Source organism: Streptomyces lavendulae subsp. lavendulae, assembly GCF_002803845.1.
GTDB classification, from domain to species: domain Bacteria; phylum Actinomycetota; class Actinomycetes; order Streptomycetales; family Streptomycetaceae; genus Streptomyces; species Streptomyces lavendulae.
Genome location: NZ_CP024985.1, coordinates 5,852,910 through 5,869,430 on the forward strand (window position 1 = coordinate 5,852,910; position 16,521 = coordinate 5,869,430).

General features: G+C 74.1%; 11 protein-coding genes. 3 read left to right on the top strand and 8 right to left on the bottom strand.

Going from position 1 to position 16,521, the window contains the following annotated elements; genetic code table 11:
- Window positions 1-605: 605 nt before the first annotated feature.
- Both SLAV_RS26055 and pulA read left to right on the top strand, forming a co-directional pair.
- Complete coding sequence (locus tag SLAV_RS26055; protein WP_030226395.1) at window positions 606-2,324, top strand: carbohydrate-binding module family 20 domain-containing protein; 1,719 nt, start codon at window positions 606-608, stop codon at window positions 2,322-2,324.
- A gap of 44 nt (window positions 2,325-2,368) precedes the next feature.
- Window positions 2,369-7,711 carry a pullulanase-type alpha-1,6-glucosidase gene (gene pulA / locus SLAV_RS26060; protein ID WP_100660967.1) on the top strand — a complete coding sequence of 1,781 codons (5,343 nt, stop codon included), beginning with the start codon at window positions 2,369-2,371 and terminating at the stop codon, window positions 7,709-7,711.
- 64 nt (window positions 7,712-7,775) lie between these two features.
- Here pulA and SLAV_RS26065 read toward each other — a convergent pair whose 3' ends face one another.
- From SLAV_RS26065 to SLAV_RS26100, 8 genes are all read right to left on the bottom strand, one after another.
- A complete protein-coding gene (locus tag SLAV_RS26065) occupies window positions 7,776-8,387 on the bottom strand; it encodes a hypothetical protein (protein ID WP_158740473.1) in 612 nt (203 codons plus the stop codon).
- Window positions 8,388-8,531: 144 nt separating this feature from the next.
- Window positions 8,532-9,056: a GNAT family N-acetyltransferase gene (locus SLAV_RS26070; RefSeq protein WP_030226392.1), complete on the bottom strand. Its 525-nt coding sequence runs from the start codon at window positions 9,054-9,056 to the stop codon at window positions 8,532-8,534.
- A 30-nt stretch (window positions 9,057-9,086) separates the two neighbouring features.
- The gene (locus SLAV_RS26075; RefSeq protein WP_030226390.1) at window positions 9,087-9,794 is read right to left on the bottom strand and encodes a TetR/AcrR family transcriptional regulator; all 708 of its coding nucleotides are present in this window, start codon (window positions 9,792-9,794) and stop codon (window positions 9,087-9,089) included.
- 49 nt (window positions 9,795-9,843) lie between these two features.
- Window positions 9,844-10,899 carry a PDR/VanB family oxidoreductase gene (locus SLAV_RS26080; RefSeq protein ID WP_030226389.1) on the bottom strand — a complete coding sequence of 352 codons (1,056 nt, stop codon included), beginning with the start codon at window positions 10,897-10,899 and terminating at the stop codon, window positions 9,844-9,846.
- Window positions 10,896-11,792 (bottom strand): metal-dependent hydrolase, encoded by an 897-nt coding sequence (locus SLAV_RS26085; RefSeq protein WP_030226388.1) that lies wholly within the window; start codon window positions 11,790-11,792, stop codon window positions 10,896-10,898. The genes SLAV_RS26080 and SLAV_RS26085 overlap by 4 nt, the downstream gene beginning before the upstream one ends.
- A gap of 186 nt (window positions 11,793-11,978) precedes the next feature.
- Window positions 11,979-13,901: a hypothetical protein gene (locus SLAV_RS26090; protein ID WP_234333411.1), complete on the bottom strand. Its 1,923-nt coding sequence runs from the start codon at window positions 13,899-13,901 to the stop codon at window positions 11,979-11,981.
- Window positions 13,902-13,987: 86 nt separating this feature from the next.
- Window positions 13,988-14,782: a tyrosine-protein phosphatase gene (locus SLAV_RS26095; RefSeq protein WP_030226386.1), complete on the bottom strand. Its 795-nt coding sequence runs from the start codon at window positions 14,780-14,782 to the stop codon at window positions 13,988-13,990.
- 138 nt (window positions 14,783-14,920) lie between these two features.
- Window positions 14,921-15,538, bottom strand: coding sequence for a rhomboid-like protein (locus SLAV_RS26100; protein ID WP_234333410.1), 618 nt, complete (start codon window positions 15,536-15,538; stop codon window positions 14,921-14,923).
- A gap of 206 nt (window positions 15,539-15,744) precedes the next feature.
- Between SLAV_RS26100 and SLAV_RS26105 the strand changes: the two genes are divergently transcribed.
- Window positions 15,745-16,473 carry a hypothetical protein gene (locus SLAV_RS26105; RefSeq protein ID WP_037686331.1) on the top strand — a complete coding sequence of 243 codons (729 nt, stop codon included), beginning with the start codon at window positions 15,745-15,747 and terminating at the stop codon, window positions 16,471-16,473.
- The last annotated feature ends 48 nt before the right edge of the window (window positions 16,474-16,521 follow it).

The following is a 16,521-nucleotide window of genomic DNA, read 5'->3' on the forward strand; positions in this document are numbered from 1 at the left end:
AGCCGCCCGACAAGCGGGCCAATTGCTCGCCCTGGGCGGCTTATGTCCAGCCACAGGCGGACGGCAGACGCTATGCCGAGTGAAGCGCGTAGCGATCCGATGCGCAGGGCGCGGGCAGGGAGCGGTTGGTCGATCTGGTCGCCGTTTGGGGTGGTCTGGCGGCCCCCGGCCCGGAATCTGATGGAAGTGGGGCCGCATCTCGGGTCCACCCAGGCGGGGAGGGGCCGGGCATCCCTGAGGCGCCCCCATCCGCTCGGTTTCCTCCCGGCCGTTTCCCTGGGGGCTTCCCGACAGTCTTTGGCATTCCGGGGCGGGACGGTCGGTCAAGGGTGGCCGAAGGCCATCGCGAAGCGACGCGACGAAGGAGCGCCCTTGAGGGACCGGCCCGACACGGAAGGACAGTGGACTGGCGGGACGCCCCCAGCCCTTCCCTGATCCGGGCCAAGGGTGCGCCGCCGCCCCCCGACCCCGCCCCCCCCCGACCCCGCCCAGCCCTCACCCCGAGCCGGAAACAAATCTGCAATCTCTTGCGCAAGCTCTTGCAACACGACTGGGTGGCCCCTACGGTCAGCGGCAATCCCCCACCTCTCCGCCAGGAGGCCCCCATGTCCCGCACCGCAAGAGGCCGCAGAGGCCGCAGAGTTCCCACGGTCGGCAGAAGTCTTGCCGCCGTCGTCGCCCTTGTCGGCGCCACGCTCGCCGTTCAGGCGCCGCAGGCGCAGGCGGTGCCGCCCGGCGGGAAGGATGTGACCGCCGTGCTGTTCGAGTGGCGGTTCGACTCCGTCGCCGCCGCCTGTACCAGTACCCTCGGGCCCGCCGGGTACGGGTACGTCCAGGTGTCGCCGCCGCAGGAGCACATCCAGGGGCCCCAGTGGTGGACCTCGTACCAGCCCGTCAGCTACCGGATCGCCGGACGGCTCGGGGACCGGGCCGCCTTCCAGCGGATGGTCGGCGCCTGCCACGCCGCCGGCGTGAAGGTGGTCGCGGACTCCGTCATCAACCACATGGCCGCCAACGACGGCGTGGGCACGGGCGGTTCCCCGTATACGAAGTACGACTACCCCGGCCTCTACTCCGGCGCCGACATGGACGACTGCCGGGCGGCGATCTCCGACTACCGGGACCGCGCCAACGTCCAGAACTGCGAGCTGGTCCAGCTCGCGGACCTCGACACCGGCGAGGAGTACGTGCGCGGACGGATCGCCGGGTACCTCAACGACCTGCTCTCCCTGGGCGTGGACGGCTTCCGGATCGACGCGGCCAAGCACATGCCCGCCGCCGACCTCGCCGCCATCAAGTCCCGGCTGACCGATCCGGGCGCCTACTGGAAGCAGGAGGCGATATACGGGGCCGGGGAGGCCGTCCAGCCCACCGAGTACCTGGGCAACGGGGACGTCCAGGAGTTCCGCTACGCCCGCGACCTCAAGCGGGTGTTCCAGAGCGAGAACCTCGCCTACCTGAAGAACTTCGGGGAGGCCTGGGGCTACATGCCGGGCGGGCGGGCCGGGGTCTTCGTCGACAACCACGACACCGAGCGCGGCGGCGACACCCTCAACTACAAGGACGGGTCCGCCTACACCCTGGCCAACGTCTTCATGCTGGCCTGGCCCTACGGCTCGCCCGACGTGCACTCCGGGTACGAGTGGACCGACAGGGACGCCGGGCCCCCCAACGGCGGCACCGTGAACTCCTGTTATGCCGACGGCTGGAAGTGCCAGCACGCCTGGCGGGAGATCTCCTCCATGGTCGGCTTCAGGAACGCCGCCCGCGGGCAGGCCGTCACCGACTGGTGGGACGACGGGGGCGACCGGATCGCCTTCGGGCGCGGCACCAAGGCCTACGTGGCGATCAACCACGAGACCTCCCCCCTCACCCGCACCTTCCAGACCTCCCTCCCGGCCGGCTCCTACTGCGACGTGCAGAGCGGCCGCCCGGTGAGCGTGGACTCCGGCGGCCGGTTCACCGCCACCCTCGGCGCGGGCACCGCCCTCGCCCTGCACGTGGACGCCCGTACCTGCGCGGCCGCCCCGGCCGCCGGCGCCTCGTTCGCCGTCAACGCCACCACCGTGCCCGGCCAGGACGTCTACGTCACCGGCGACCGCCCCGAGCTCGGCAGCTGGAACACCGGCGCCGCCCTCAAGCTCTCCTCCGCCGCCTACCCGGTCTGGAAGCTCGACGCGTCCCTCCCCGCCGGGACCTCCTTCGCCTACAAGTACGTCCGCAAGGACGCCGCCGGGAACGTCACCTGGGAGAGCGGCGCCAACCGCGCCGCCACCGTCCCGGCCAACGGCACGGTCACCCTGACCGACACCTGGCGCAACTGACCCGCCACCCGACCCGCCCCGCCCCGTACCCGAGGAGACCCGCCTTGATACGCCCCGCCGCAGGAGCGCTCGCCGCCGCGCTGGCCGTGACGCTCCTGCCCGCCCTCCCCGCGACGGCGGTCGCCGCCGACCGGGCGCCGGCCCCGCCCCCGGACGCGAAACTGGCCGCCGAGCCGGCCCGGCACGACCTCACCCGCGAGCAGTTCTACTTCGTGCTCCCGGACCGCTTCGCGAACGGCGACCCGCGCAACGACCGGGGCGGTCTGACCGGCAGCCGTTCGCAGACCGGCCTGGACCCCACGGACAAGGGCTTCTACCAGGGCGGGGACCTCAAGGGGCTGACCGACCGGCTCGACTACATCAAGGGGCTCGGCACCACCGCGATCTGGATGGCGCCGATCTTCAAGAACCAGCCCGTCCAGGGCACCGGGAAGGACGAGTCGGCCGGCTACCACGGCTACTGGATCACCGACTTCACGCAGGTCGACCCGCACTTCGGCACCAACGCCGATCTGACGCGGCTCATCGACACGGCGCACCGCAAGGGGATGAAGGTCTTCTTCGACGTCATCACCAACCACACCGCCGACGTCGTCGACTACCGGGAGGGCTCCCACGACTACCTGTCGAAGGGGGCCTTCCCCTACCTGACCAAGGACGGGGTGCCCTTCGACGACAACGACTACGGAAAGGGCTTTCCCAAGACCGGTCCCGCCTCCTTCCCCCGCACCCCCTTCGTGCCCGACGCGAAGAAGAACCTCAAGGTGCCCGGCTGGCTCAACGACCCGGCGATGTACCACAACCGGGGCGACTCCACCTTCGCCGGGGAGTCCTCCGAGCAGGGCGACTTCTCCGGCCTCGACGACCTGTGGACCGAACGCCCCGAGGTCGTCGAGGGGATGGAGAAGATCTACGAGAAGTGGGTGAAGGACTTCGCCGTCGACGGCTTCCGCATCGACACCGTCAAACACGTCGACACCCCCTTCTGGACGAAGTGGGCCACCGCCCTCGACGCGTACGCGGCCCGGCACGGCCGGAAGAACTTCTTCATGTTCGGCGAGGTCTACTCCGCCGACCCCGCCGTCACCTCCCCCTACGTGACCCGGGGGCGCCTCGACGCCACCCTCGACTTCCCGCTCCAGGACGCCATCCGCGCCTACGCCTCCCAGGGCGCGGACGCCGGCCGGCTGGGCTCCGTACTGGCCGCCGACTACCGGTACACGACGGACAAGGCCAACGCCTACGAGCAGGTCACCTTCCTCGGCAACCACGACATGGGCCGCTTCGGCACCTTCCTGGAGCAGGACCGGCCGGGCGCGCCGGAGCAGGAGCTGCTGGACCGCTACCGGCTCGCCAACGAGCTGATGTTCCTCTCCCGGGGCAACCCGGTGGTCTACTCCGGCGACGAGCAGGGCTTCACCGGCTCCGGCGGAGACAAGGACGCCCGCCAGCCGCTGTTCGCCACCCGGATCGCCGACTACCTGGACGACGACCAGCTCGGAACGGCGCGCACGCACGCGAGCGACGCCTACGATCCGGGACACCCGCTCTACCGGCAGATCAGTGCTCTCTCGAAGCTGACGAAGGACCACCCGGCCCTGCGCGACGGCATCCAGAGCGAACGTCTCGCCGATGGTTCCGTCTACGCCTTCGCCCGCACCGACCCCCGCACCCGCACCGAGTACCTCGTCGCCGCCAACAACGGCGCCCAGGCCCGGACCGTCGAGCTCGACGCCCCGGCCGGTGCCGAGTACCGCACCCTGTACGGCGGCGCCACCGCCGTGATTCGCTCCTCGGCCGCCGGGAAGCTCACCGTCACCGTGCCCGCCCTCGGCTCGGTGGTCCTCCAGGGCACCGCCCCCCTCGCACCCCCCGCCACCAAGCCCGCCCTGACCCTCAAGGCCCCGGCCGCCGGCGCCGCCGGCACCGTCGAACTGTCCGCCGACGTCACCGGCGGCGGCCTGAACCGGGTCGTGTTCGCCGCCCAGACCGGCACCGGCCCCTGGCAGGTCCTCGGCTCCGCCGACCACGCCCCGTACAAGGTCACGCAGCAGGTCATGGCCCCGGCGGGTACCGCCCTGCGCTACAAGGCCGTCGTCGTCGACGCCTCCGGCCGCACCGCGAGCGCCCTCGCCGGATCCGTCTCCGGCCAGGTCCCGCCCGTCCCGGTCCCCACCGCCACCCAGCGCGACTACGCCGTCGTCCACTACAACCGCCCCGACGGCGACTACACGAACTGGCGGCTGTACGCGTGGGGCGACCTCGCCGACGGCGAGGCCACGACCTGGCCGGAAGGCCACGCCTTCACCGGCCGCGACGCCTACGGCGCCTTCGCGTACGTCCGGCTCAAGCCCGGCGCCTCCTCCGTCGGCTACCTCGTCATCGACAAGGACGGCACCAAGGACGTCGCCGCCGACCGGACGGTCGACCTGACCAGGACCGGGGAGATCTGGCTCGAACAGGGCAAGGAGGCCGTCCGCACCGACCGCCCCGCCTACCCGCCGCAGGACCGGACCAAGGCCGTCCTGCACTACCAGCGCCCCGACGGCGCGTACGACGGCTGGGGCCTGCACGTGTGGACCGGCGCCGCCACCCCCACCGACTGGTCCAAGCCGCTGCTCCCGACCCACACCGACTCCTACGGCGCGGTCTACGAGGTCCCCCTCGCCCCCGGCGCCACCAGCCTGAGCTACATCCTCCACAAGGGCGACGAGAAGGACCTCCCCACCGACCAGTCCCTCGACCTCAAGGCCACCGGCCACGAGGTGTGGATGCTCGGCGGCCGCGCCCCCTACCTGCTCCCGCAGCCCGCCGGATCGGCCGCCGCCCTCGACCTCACCAAGGCCGAAGCCGTCTGGATCGACCGTGACACCCTCGCCTGGAACGCCCCCGCGGCCGCCGCCTCCACCCAGCTCCTCGCCTCCCCGGAGGGCCGCATCACCACGGACGGCGGCGTCCTCCACGAGGGCGGCGCCGCGTGGCTGCGGCTGGAGCGGGCCGCCCTCACCCCCGCCCAGAAGCAGAAGTTCCCGCACCTGGCCTCGTACAGCGCCTTCACCGTCGACCCCCGCGACCGCGGCCGGGTCCGCGACGCCCTGCGCGGCCAGCTCGTCGCGAGCGCCCGCGCCGCGAACGGAGCCGTCCTCGCCGCCACCGGCGTCCAGCTCGCCGGCGTGCTCGACGACCTCTACAGCACCGGTGCCCCCCTCGGCCCCGTCTTCAAGGACGGCCGCCCCACCCTCTCCGTCTGGGCCCCCACCGCCCGGCAGGTCTCCCTCGAACTCGACGGCCGCACCGTCCCCATGCGCCGCGACGACACCACCGGCGTCTGGTCGGTGCGCGGCGAACGCTCCTGGACCGGCAAGCCCTACCGCTACGCCGTCACCGTCTGGGCGCCCAGCACCCGACAGATCGTGCGCAACCTGGTCACCGACCCCTACTCCACCGCCCTGACCACCGACTCCACGTACAGCCTGGCCGTCGACCTGGCCGACCCCAAGCTCGCCCCGCCCGGCTGGCGCGACCTGCGCAAGCCCGCCCCGGTGCCCTTCGGCAACGCGCAGATCCAGGAACTCCACATCCGCGACTTCTCCGTCGCGGACGCCACCAGCAAGCACCCCGGCCAGTACCTGGCCTTCACCGACACCGACTCCGCCGGCATGCGCCACCTGCGCGAACTGGCCGCCTCCGGCACCTCGTACGTCCACCTGCTCCCGGCGTTCGACTTCGCCAGCGTCCCCGAGGACCCCAAGAACCGCACCGCACCCGCCTGCGACCTCAAGGTCTACGCCCCCGACTCCGAGTCCCAGCAGGCCTGCGTGGCCGCCGCCGCCACGAAGGACGGCTTCAACTGGGGCTACGACCCGCTGCACTACACCGTCCCCGAGGGCTCGTACGCCAGCGACCCCAACGGCACCGCCCGCACCGTCGAGTTCCGCAGGATGGTCCAGGCCCTGGGCGGGGCGGGGCTGCGCACCGTGATGGACGTGGTCTACAACCACACCGTCGCCTCCGGGCAGTCCACCACGTCCGTCCTCGACCGCATCGTGCCCGGCTACTACCAGCGCCTCCTCGCCGACGGCAGCGTCGCCACCTCCACCTGCTGCTCCAACACCGCCCCCGAGAACGCCATGATGGGCCGCCTCGTCGTCGACTCCGTCGTCACCTGGGCCAAGGAGTACAAGGTCGACGGCTTCCGCTTCGACCTGATGGGCCACCACCCGAAGGCGAACATCCTCGCCGTCCGCAAGGCCCTCGACGAGCTCACCCCCGCCAAGGACGGGGTCGACGGCAAGAAGATCGTCCTCTACGGGGAGGGCTGGAACTTCGGGGAGGTCGCCGACGACGCCCGCTTCGTCCAGGCCACGCAGAAGAACATGGCCGGCACCGGCATCGCCACCTTCTCCGACCGCGCCCGCGACGCCGTGCGCGGCGGCGGCCCCTTCGACGAGGACCCGCGCGTCCAGGGCTTCGCCTCCGGACTGTTCACCGCCCCCAACGGGTCCCCGGCCAACGGCACCCCGGCCGAGCAGCGCGCCCGCCTCCTGCACGACCAGGACCTGATCAAGGTCGGGCTCTCCGGGAACCTGGCCCCGTACGTCTTCACCGACTCCACCGGCCGCCGCGTCAAGGGCTCCGACGTGGACTACAACGGCGCCCCCGCCGGCTACGCGGCCGCCCCCGGCGACGCGATGGCCTACGCGGACGCCCACGACAACGAATCCCTGTACGACGCCCTGGCCTACAAGCTCCCCGCGGGGACCTCCACCGCCGACCGGGCCCGCGCCCAGGTCCTCGCCCTGGCCACGGCCGCCCTCTCCCAGGGCCCGGCCCTCTCCCAGGCCGGCAGCGACCTGCTCCGCTCGAAGTCCCTGGACCGCAACTCCTTCGACAGCGGGGACTGGTTCAACGCCATCCACTGGGACTGCCGCACCGGCAACGGCTTCGGCCGCGGCCTGCCGCCCGCCGCCGACAACCGCGCCAAGTGGCCCTACGCGAAACCCCTGCTCACCGGCGCCGTCCCCGGCTGCGCCGACATCGACGGGGCCTCGGCCGCCTACCGCGACCTGCTGCGCGTACGCACGACGGAACCCGCCTTCGCCCTGACCACGGCCGCCGCCGTCCAGGAGCGGCTGGGCTTCCCGCTGTCGGGCCCCGAGGAGACCCCGGGCGTGGTCACCATGACCCTCGGCGACCTCGTCGTGGTCTTCAACGCCACCCCGGACGCGCAGACCCAGCGCGTCCCGGCCCTCGCCGGCACCCGCTACGCGCTGCACCCGATCCAGGCGGCGGGCTCGGACCCGGTGGTGAAGCGGTCCGGCTACGACGCGGGGACGGGATCGTTCACCGCCCCGGCGCGGACGGTCGCCGTCTTCAAGAGGTCCTGACCGCCGGGCGGGACGGGACGGTGCCGGCCGCGGTCCGGCACCGTCCCGCCCGCCCCCCTCGGGATCAGACCCAGATGCGGACGGCCTCCATGCGCCGCGACTGGCCGGTGGTGCCCACGTAGACCGGGTTCCCGCCGGCCGCGTTCAGCCAGCCGTAGTCCGCCACGTGCGCCTGCGCGGCCACGCTGCCGTTGCCGACCTGGAGGCCCAGCGCCTCCATGCGCCGCGACTGGCCCGTGGTGCCGACCGTCACCGCCTTGCCGTCGGCGGCGCACGCCCAGCCCTGCCAGCCGATGTCCGCCAGGTGGGCGTTGGCACAGACCCCGCCCGTGCCACTGGTCGCGATCACCGCCGCCTCCATCCGGCGGCTCTGCCCGGTGGTCCCGGCGACCGCGCCGTCGCACACGGCGCCCTGCCAGCCGATCCCCTCGACGTGGGCGGCGTAACAGACCGTCCGGGCGGCCGGGGCCAGCGACTTCTGCCGGGCGGCCGCCGCCTGCACGTCCGCGATCACCGACGCGGGAGCCTCGACGGCCCGCGCCGGAGCCGCGGCCGAAGGAGCCGGGGCGGGCGCGGACGGCTGTGCCTGCGCGGTGGCCACCCCCGTGGCCCCCAGCACCCCCGCCAGCGTGACGCCCAGTAGGACCCCGGCGGCCCTGCTCATGGAATTCCTCATGGTGTTCCCCTCCTGGTACCGACTGGTCGCCACCATCTCTACCGGGGCCCCGGAGCCCGCCGACACCGGTTGCGGGCCCTGCGGCCGAGAGGGGACGGAGCATGGCGCACGCCGGACGGTTGCGCGCGCGGGACCGGCTGTGCCTCAGACGTCGAGCCGGAGCTCCAGCAGGACCACCCCGTACACCCGTCCGTCCTTGCCCTGCTTCGTGGGGAACTCACCGACGACCCGGTAGCCCGCGTCCCGGTAGTACGCCAGCAGCCGCGGGTTGCTGGACACGCAGTCCAGGCGCGCCCGCTCCCGCCCGGTCCGGGCGATCCGCCGCTCCGCGTGATCGAGGATCCGCAGCCCGGTCCCCGGGGGAGCGGCCTCCCGCTCCACCATCAGCCGGTGCACGTAGCCCGCCACGGGCGGCTGGACCCCCCAGGCCTCCTCGTCGGACCACCACAGCTCGTACGCACCCACGACCCGGCCGTCGGCGTCCTCGGCGAGCCACACCTCGCCGTCGCGCATCACGGCACGGAAGTGCGCGGTGTCCTTGTCACCCGGCTTCCACTGGTCGATCCCCTGCTTGCGCATCCACCGGGCGGCCTGGTCGTACAGCTTCACCAGCGTGCCGGCGTCCTTCTCCCCGGCCTGCCGGAACAAGATCCCGTCGTCAATGATCACGCGGGCATTATCGCCTCCGGGGCCCGGCCCTCACCCTCCCGCGGGAGGCCCCGGCACCAGCCCGGCCAGCCGCCCCACCAGCTCCCCGAAGGGCCCGTCGGACGGCTCGTCGGCCAGGATCCGTACGAGGATGCCCGCCATCTCCGCGTCGTACGCGGCGCTCACGGCGGCCAGCGCCGCGAAGTCGTGCACCAGCTGCAGCTCCAGCTCGGCCCGCGGGATCCGGCGGCCGTCCAGCCAGATCAGCGCCGTCGACTCGGCCAGCGACACCCAGGAGCGCACCACGAGCTCCAGCCGCGCGGGCGGCGCCGCGATACCGAGGTGGCTGACGATCTGCTCGTACGCCGCCTGCCGCACCTCGTCGATCATCGCGTTCGTACGGCTGCTGCCGACCGCGGGACCCCCGCGCATCAGCGCCGAGAAACCGGGCCCGTGGTCGTCGACGAACGCGAAGAACCGGCCCATCACCCGCAGCAGCCGCGCCCCCAGCGGGCCCTCGTGGGGCTCGCGGAACCGGTCGGCCAGCTCGTCGGCGGCCCGCCGCAGCGCGGCCTCGTACAGGCTCAGCTTGCCGGGGAAGTAGTGGTAGACGAGCGGCCGCGATATCCCGGCGGCCGCCGCGATCTCGTCGATCGACACATCGTCGGGGGACCGGTTGCTGAACAGCTCCAGGGCGACCCCGATCAGCTGCTGCCGCCGCTCCTCGACACCCATCCTGCGTCGCACCCCGGTTGTCATGCCGACACCCTACTTCTCCCCGCGGGCGGGGAGCCCCCGGTGCCCGTCGCTACAGGTCCAGGGCCAGCCGCCCGCCCGCCGCCCGCGAGACGCACAGCAGCATCGAGTCCGCGCGCTCCGCGTCGGTGAGCAGTTCGTCGCGGTGCTCCACCTCGCCCTCCAGGACCCGGTGTTGGCAGGTGCCGCAGAAGCCCTGCTCACAGGAGTACGGGGTGGCGGGCAGGACCCGGCGCACCGCCGTCAGGGCGGATTCGCCGGCCGCGACCTCGACGGTGGCGCCCGAGCGGCGCAGTTCGACGGTGAAGGGCCGCGCCGGGCCGGCCGCCGCGGGGGCGAACCGCTCCAGGTGCACCGCCGAGGGGTCGGCGGCGGCCTCCGTGACGGCCCGCATCAGGGGTTCGGGGCCGCAGCAGTAGACCAGGGTGCCCGGTGCGGTCCGGGCGAGCGCGCCCAGGTCGGGCAGGCCCGTCTCGTCCTGCGGTGCGATCGTGACCCGGTCCCCGTAGGCGGCGAGTTCGGGCAGGAACGGCATCGAGGCGCGCGAACGCCCTCCGTAGAGCAGGGTCCAGTCGGCGCCCGCCGCGGTGGCCGCGCGGAGCATGGGCAGGATCGGGGTGATCCCGATGCCGCCCGCGACGAACGCGTAGGACGGGGCGGGCAGCAGCGTGAACCGGTTGCGCGGGGGCCGCAGTTCCAGCACCGTCCCCTCCACCAGCGCGGCGTGCGCCTCGCGCGAGCCCCCGCGGCCGTCCTCGACGAGCCGGACCGCGACGGTGTACCGCCCGGCGTCGGCCGGATCCCCGCACAGCGAGTACTGGCGCACGAGCCCCGAGGGCAGGACGAGGTCGACGTGGGCGCCCGGGGTCCACGGCGGCAGCCCGTCCGTCGCCGAGGCCGCCTCCAGCACCAGCCGCACCACCCCGTCGGCCGGTTCGCCGCGGTCGGTGACGCGGGCCCGCAGCAGCCGGCGCGGGGAGTGGCCCGACACCGGGGTCTCCAGGGCGGGGAGCGGCCACAGCGGGGAGCGGCCTATCCGGGCGCGCAGCGCCCGCCGGGTCAGTACGACGGCACCCGCCAGCGCCGTCACGGCGAGGGTCCGCTTCACGGCCGCACCCCGCCGTTCGCGCCGGGGGAGGCGGCCAGGTAGGCCACGGCCTGGGCCGTGGAGCCCTCCTGCGAGGGGTGGTAGGTGCGGGAGAGGTAGGTGGGGATCGACTTCACCATCGCTCCCGCGGAGGGCAGCACCCCCTGCTGTCCGGCCCGGAAGAACTGGCCGAGGGATGCCTTCGCGGCGGGCAGCGAGGGGTCGTTCTCCATGAAGAAGCGGGCGCCGCGCTGCCAGAGGAAGACCAGGGCGGTGAAGGCGGTGGCCCAGGTCCGGGCCCGGCGGCGGTAGTTGCCGTCCACGTGCATGAAGAGGTCGAAGGCCACCGAACGGTGCTCGACCTCCTCCGCGCCGTGCCAGCGCAGCAGGTCCAGCATCATCGGGTCCGCGCCCCGGCGGTCGAGTTCCTCGGCGTTGAGGACCCAGTCGCCGAGGAAGGCCGTGTAGTGCTCGATCGCGGCGATCATCGCGACCCGCTCCATCAGCCACCACCGGCGGGCCCTGCCGGGCGGCAGGGTCCGGTCGCCGAGCAGCTTCTCGAACAGCCAGTCCACCTGGGCGGTGTACGGGGTGGGGTCCAGGCCGAGGCGCCTCAGGTGCGGGAGCACGTCGTCGTGCGCGGTGGCGTGCATGGCCTCCTGCCCGATGAAACCGATGACGTCCGCGCGCAGCCGCTCGTCCCTGATGTACGGGAGCACCTGCTTGTAGACGTGCACGAACCAGCGTTCACCGGCGGGCAGCAGCAGGTGCAGCACGTTGATGGTGTGCCCGGCGAAGGGGTCGCCGGGCAGCCAGTGCAGCGGGGTGTCCTCCCAGGAGAAGGACACGTTCCGCGCGTGGAGGTCCGTGTGTTCCGTCGTCACGGGGGCGGGCGCGAGCGGCCTATTAGACATGGCGTCAATGTACTGATGGGTACGTGAGAGGGAAACCCCTCGGAAGCCGCGAATCAGAGCAACCGCCGGCGACGAGCGCCGGACGCCCAGGGGCGCGGGGAACCGTGCGCCCAGCCACAGCCGGCCCGCGGCCGACGGACAGCCCCGCCCCCCGGCCCTGGAACCCCCGCCCCCCGGCCCTGGAACCTAGCGAAGCACCCCGGCCTTCGTGCCGTCCGTCAGCTTCCCCGACAGGTCCACCTGCGCGCCCTCCTGCGCCTTCACGGCCAGCCGGTTGCCGTTCGCCGACCCGCTCACCCCGCCACCGGACACCGACAGCGAGGCGAACTGCGCGCTGCCCGCCGCCAGGACGTACCACTGGCCCGCGCGCGACTTCCACAGCACCCCGGCCAGCACCCGCGGCTCCCGCGGCCCGCACGCCGCCGAGCCCTCCGCCTTGGCCGCCTGGGCCGCGAGCGGCGCGCCCGGCGCCAGGAACTGCGCCTGCACCCGGTCGGCCGTGCCCTGCCAGGTCTCCGCCCGGGTGCACAGCCAGGCGGCCGCCCCATCGCCCTCCGGCAGCGGCTGCTTCGCGTACGTCCAGGAGTTGACGGTGCGCACCCCGTGCGAGCGCACCGAGGGCAGCAGGCACGCGATCCGCGACCAGTCGCCCAGCTCCGCGGCCTCCGTGACGTCGCGCGCCGCACCCGGGGCGCCCGAGGTCAGCCGGGCCGGGGTCAGCTCGCCCAGGTCCGTCACCAGCCGGGTCGCCCCGTCCCCGGTCAGCGACAGCGCGTTCCAGCTCGTACAGCTCCCGCCCGGCGCGGGACCGAGCACCGGCGGGGTGACCCCCTCCGGGGTGAGCTTCAGCGCCGTCGGGGCCTCGGCGGGCTTCAGGAGGTCGCGCACGGCGGCCCCGGTGACCCAGGGGGCCGTCAGGTAGCGGACGTTGTTGTCGACCCGGCTGAGCACCAGACCCGTCGCCGTGTCCGCCGACGCCCCGTCGGTCCGGGCGAAGTCCAGGGCCGCGCCCGCCGTCCCGGAGCGCGGCTCGGCGTAGCGGACCACGCGCAGCCCGTCGTACAGCAGGACCACCACCGCCTGGTCGACGACGCCCGCGAACAGCAGCTGCGGCGGGCCCATCGGCGGCCCCGACGGGGTGCCCGGGGTGGCCGAGACCACCACCGCCTTGCCCGGCCGGGCCCACACCGCCAGTGCCCGGCGCAGCAGCTCCGTGTCGTCGGCGCGGTTGCCGCGCGCGGGCCAGGCGGAGTAGTCCGTACGGGAGGACGTGCGCCACACCGTGGGCGCGACCCGCACCAGCCGCCCCGGGTCCAGGGCCTGTTCCGCCGCCGCGTTGAGCGCGTACGGCGGGGCGGCGGGCCCGTCGGAGCCCCAGCCGCCGCCCGGCAGCGCGAGCAGCGCCCCGCACACCACGAGGGCGGCCGCGCCGGCCAGCGAGGCCCGCGCGAACCGCCGCCGGCGCAGCAGGTCGGTGGGCCGGGCCTGGAGCACGCAGGGGTCGAACTCGGGGGAGGCGAACAGGGCGTCGTGCGCCGGATCCCCGGACTCCGCGACGGCCGCCGCCGGATCGGCGACCCCGGCCTCGGCGAGCACCCGGAGCACCTCCGCCTCCGCGAGCCCCTCCAGCGCCCGCAGCACGCAGGCCGCACGCCCCGGGCCGTTGAGCGTGGCCAGCCACTGGTCCAGGGCCAGCTCCTCGGCGCCGCCGGCGCGCGGGAAGAGGCGCAGCCCCCATACGCGGGGGAGCGGCGAGGGCAGCTGCCCGCGCAGCGGGAGCGCCCGGAACGTCAGCGGGATCCCCGCCTCCAGGGCGGAGCGCAGCACGCGCAGCCGTACGTACGCGTACCCCGACTCGGCGCCGCCCGGCCCGCCCCGCGGGGCCGGGACGCCGCCCCGCACCTCGCCGGATCCGGCGCCGCGCCGCCCGCGCGGCAGGGCCCGCTGGGTCAGGGCGTGGGCGGTGAGCACCCGGCGGTTGCGGCCGAGGGAGGGCGGCAGCACCAGATAGGCGAGCCGCACCAGCCGTGGGTAGTGCTCGACGATGGCGGCCTCGGCCTGCTCGACGTCGGGAGGCAGGGGGCGGGTGGCGGTATCCGGCGCAGTCACGTTCAGCAGAACGAGCGAATCGTCGGATGGTCACCCGCCCCCAGCTCACACGTTCGGACGAACCGGGGCGGCCGCGGGGTGACCCGTCAGACGATCAGCCCGGCGCGCAGCGCCTCGACCGTCTCGTCCGGGACGCCCAGGCCCTCGCGCACGTACTTCTCCATCGAGCCGTACCGGACGCGCACCTCGTCCAGCCCCGCCTCCAGGTAGGAGGGGAACACCCCGATCAGGGCCAGGGCGATGTCCGGGTCCCCGCCCGCCGCCGTGAATCCTTCGATCATCGGGGCGAAGGCCTGCTTCACCGCCGGGTTCACCGACAGGTATTCGGCCATCAGGGTGTCCTCGTCGGCGCCGAGGAGCGCGAGGAGCACCGTCGCGCCCCAGCCCGTGCGGTCCTTGCCGGCCGTGCAGTGGAACAGCAGGGGACCGGCCTGCGGGTCGGCGGCCTCCGTGAGCAGCGTGCGGTACGCGGCGTGCGCGGAGGAGGTGGAGACGAACGAGCGGTACACCGAGCCGAACAGGGCCTGCGCCCTGCCGCCGCCCAGGTGCTCCTCGGCGACCGCCGGGTCGGAGAGGAGGTCCTTGAGCTGGGTGGCGGCGGGCATCCGGCCCTCGTTCATCTTGTCGGCGAGCACGTCGCGCACCAGCAGCCGGGCCCCTTCCGGTATCCGGTCGGGGTGGTCGGCGCGCTCGGCGTCGCTGCGGAGGTCGATGACCGTGCGCAGCCCGAGGGCGGCCACCACCGGGTCGGCGACGGGGTCGAGCCGGTCGAGGGCGCCCGAACGCAGCACCAGCCCCGGGCGGACGCTGCGGCCGCCGGCGAGCGGGGTGCCACCGAGGTCGCGGAGGTTGGCGACGGTGGTGGAGGGGGTGGCGGTCATCGTGGCGGCTCCAGCGGTGTGCGGGGGTACGGGTCGTGCGGTCCTCGGCCCGCGTCGGGCGGCGATGGCCGGGGAGGTGGATCGGGAAGGGCTGACTCGTGTCAGCCGATGCGGCTCACGGCCATCGCCGCACACGGCTCACGTTAGGGCGATTTTCCGACGATGCGATCCGGAAAGACAATCGGCGGCCACCGAGACCCCGATCCCGATGCCCAGGGCCACCAGGTGCCCCGCGTCGGTGAAGGTCCGCTCCCGCCGCAGCACCGGCCGCGCGGCGAGCGCCAGCAGGCCGGCCCGCGCCGCGTTGCGCACGGTCCCGTGCGGCAGGGCCGAGGTCAGTGCGCCGAGCACGGCATTGAGCCCGTAGCTCGCGCCCACGTCCAGGGCGCGGCGGGTCTCGTGGTCGGCGGTGCGCCGCAGGGCCCCGTAGACGAGGAGGGTGGCGGTGGTGTGGCCGAAGAGGAACACGGCGGCCGTCCACCAGGCGCCGTACGCGTACTCCGCGTAGCCCAGTACCGCGAGCAGCAGCAGGGCGTAGGGCAGCGGCATCGGCTCCTCGACCACGCAGGCGCTGGTCAGCAGGGTCTCCCAGCGGCCCGCGTCGAGGTTGTCGACGTTCGTCGAGCAGGCGCGCAGCACCCGCTCGCGCTCCTGCGGGCCCAGGCGTTCCAGGGCGTGCGAACCGAGCTGTACCCCGCCCGTGTAGAGCGCGCCCAGCGGCGATGACCATGACCGTGGCAGTGGCAGTGGCTTCACCCGACCATGATCGGATACGGCCCCGTTGCGCGGCCCACCGGGCCCCGTGGGAGCATGACCGGGACATGTCTCCCTCCCGATCCGGCGCCCCCCTGCGCGCCACGCGGGCCGCGATGTTCGCGGCGGTGTGCGTCGCATTGGGTGCTTTGGGGCATTCGTCCATGTCTGCGGGGGGCATCCCGTCCGGATGGCTTCTGGGTGCCTTCGTGGTGACCGCCCTGCTCGCCTGGCCGGCCACCGGGCGGCGCTGCGGGCCGGTCGGGATCAGCGCCGCGCTGCTCGGCGTCCAGGGGGCGCTGCACCTCGCGTTCTCCGCGGGCGACGCGGCATCGCGGATGCGGATGCGGATGCCGATGGCCGTGACGGGGCCGGAGCCGATGCCGGGGCACCACCACATGCCCGGCATGGGAACGCACGCCTCCACCGCCGCGGCCGACCTGGCCGGGGGCGTTGCGGACGGCCTTGCGACGGCCGCCCCGGCGACCGGCGGCCAGGCCGCCGGCGCGATGGCCGGCATGGCCGACATGGCGGGGATGGCGGACATGGCGGGGATGGCGGGCCACGGCGCCGCCGGGACGGCCGGTCTGGCGCACCTGGCCGCGATGGCCGGTCACGGCGGCCTCGGGATGATCGCCGCGCACGTGCTCGCCGGACTCTTCTGCGCCGCCTGGCTGGCCCGGGGCGAGGCCGCCGTCTTTCGGCTGGCCGGGGCCCTCGGCGCGGCCGCGCTGCACGCCGCCCGGCCGCTCGCCCGCGCGCTCGCGCTGGTCCGGACCCGGGTGGCCCTCGTACCGGCGCCGCCCGCGCACTGTCCCCCGTACGAACGGCCGCGCCGTCTGCGCGGAGCCGTCCACGCCCACACCGCGGTCCGCCGGGGCCCGCCCGGGTGGCGAAGCACCCCCACCACGGCCCCCGGTCGTCCTGCCCGCGCCTGACCGGCGCACCCTCCTTCGGCGAGGGGGGCGAGACCCGGGGCCTCCCAC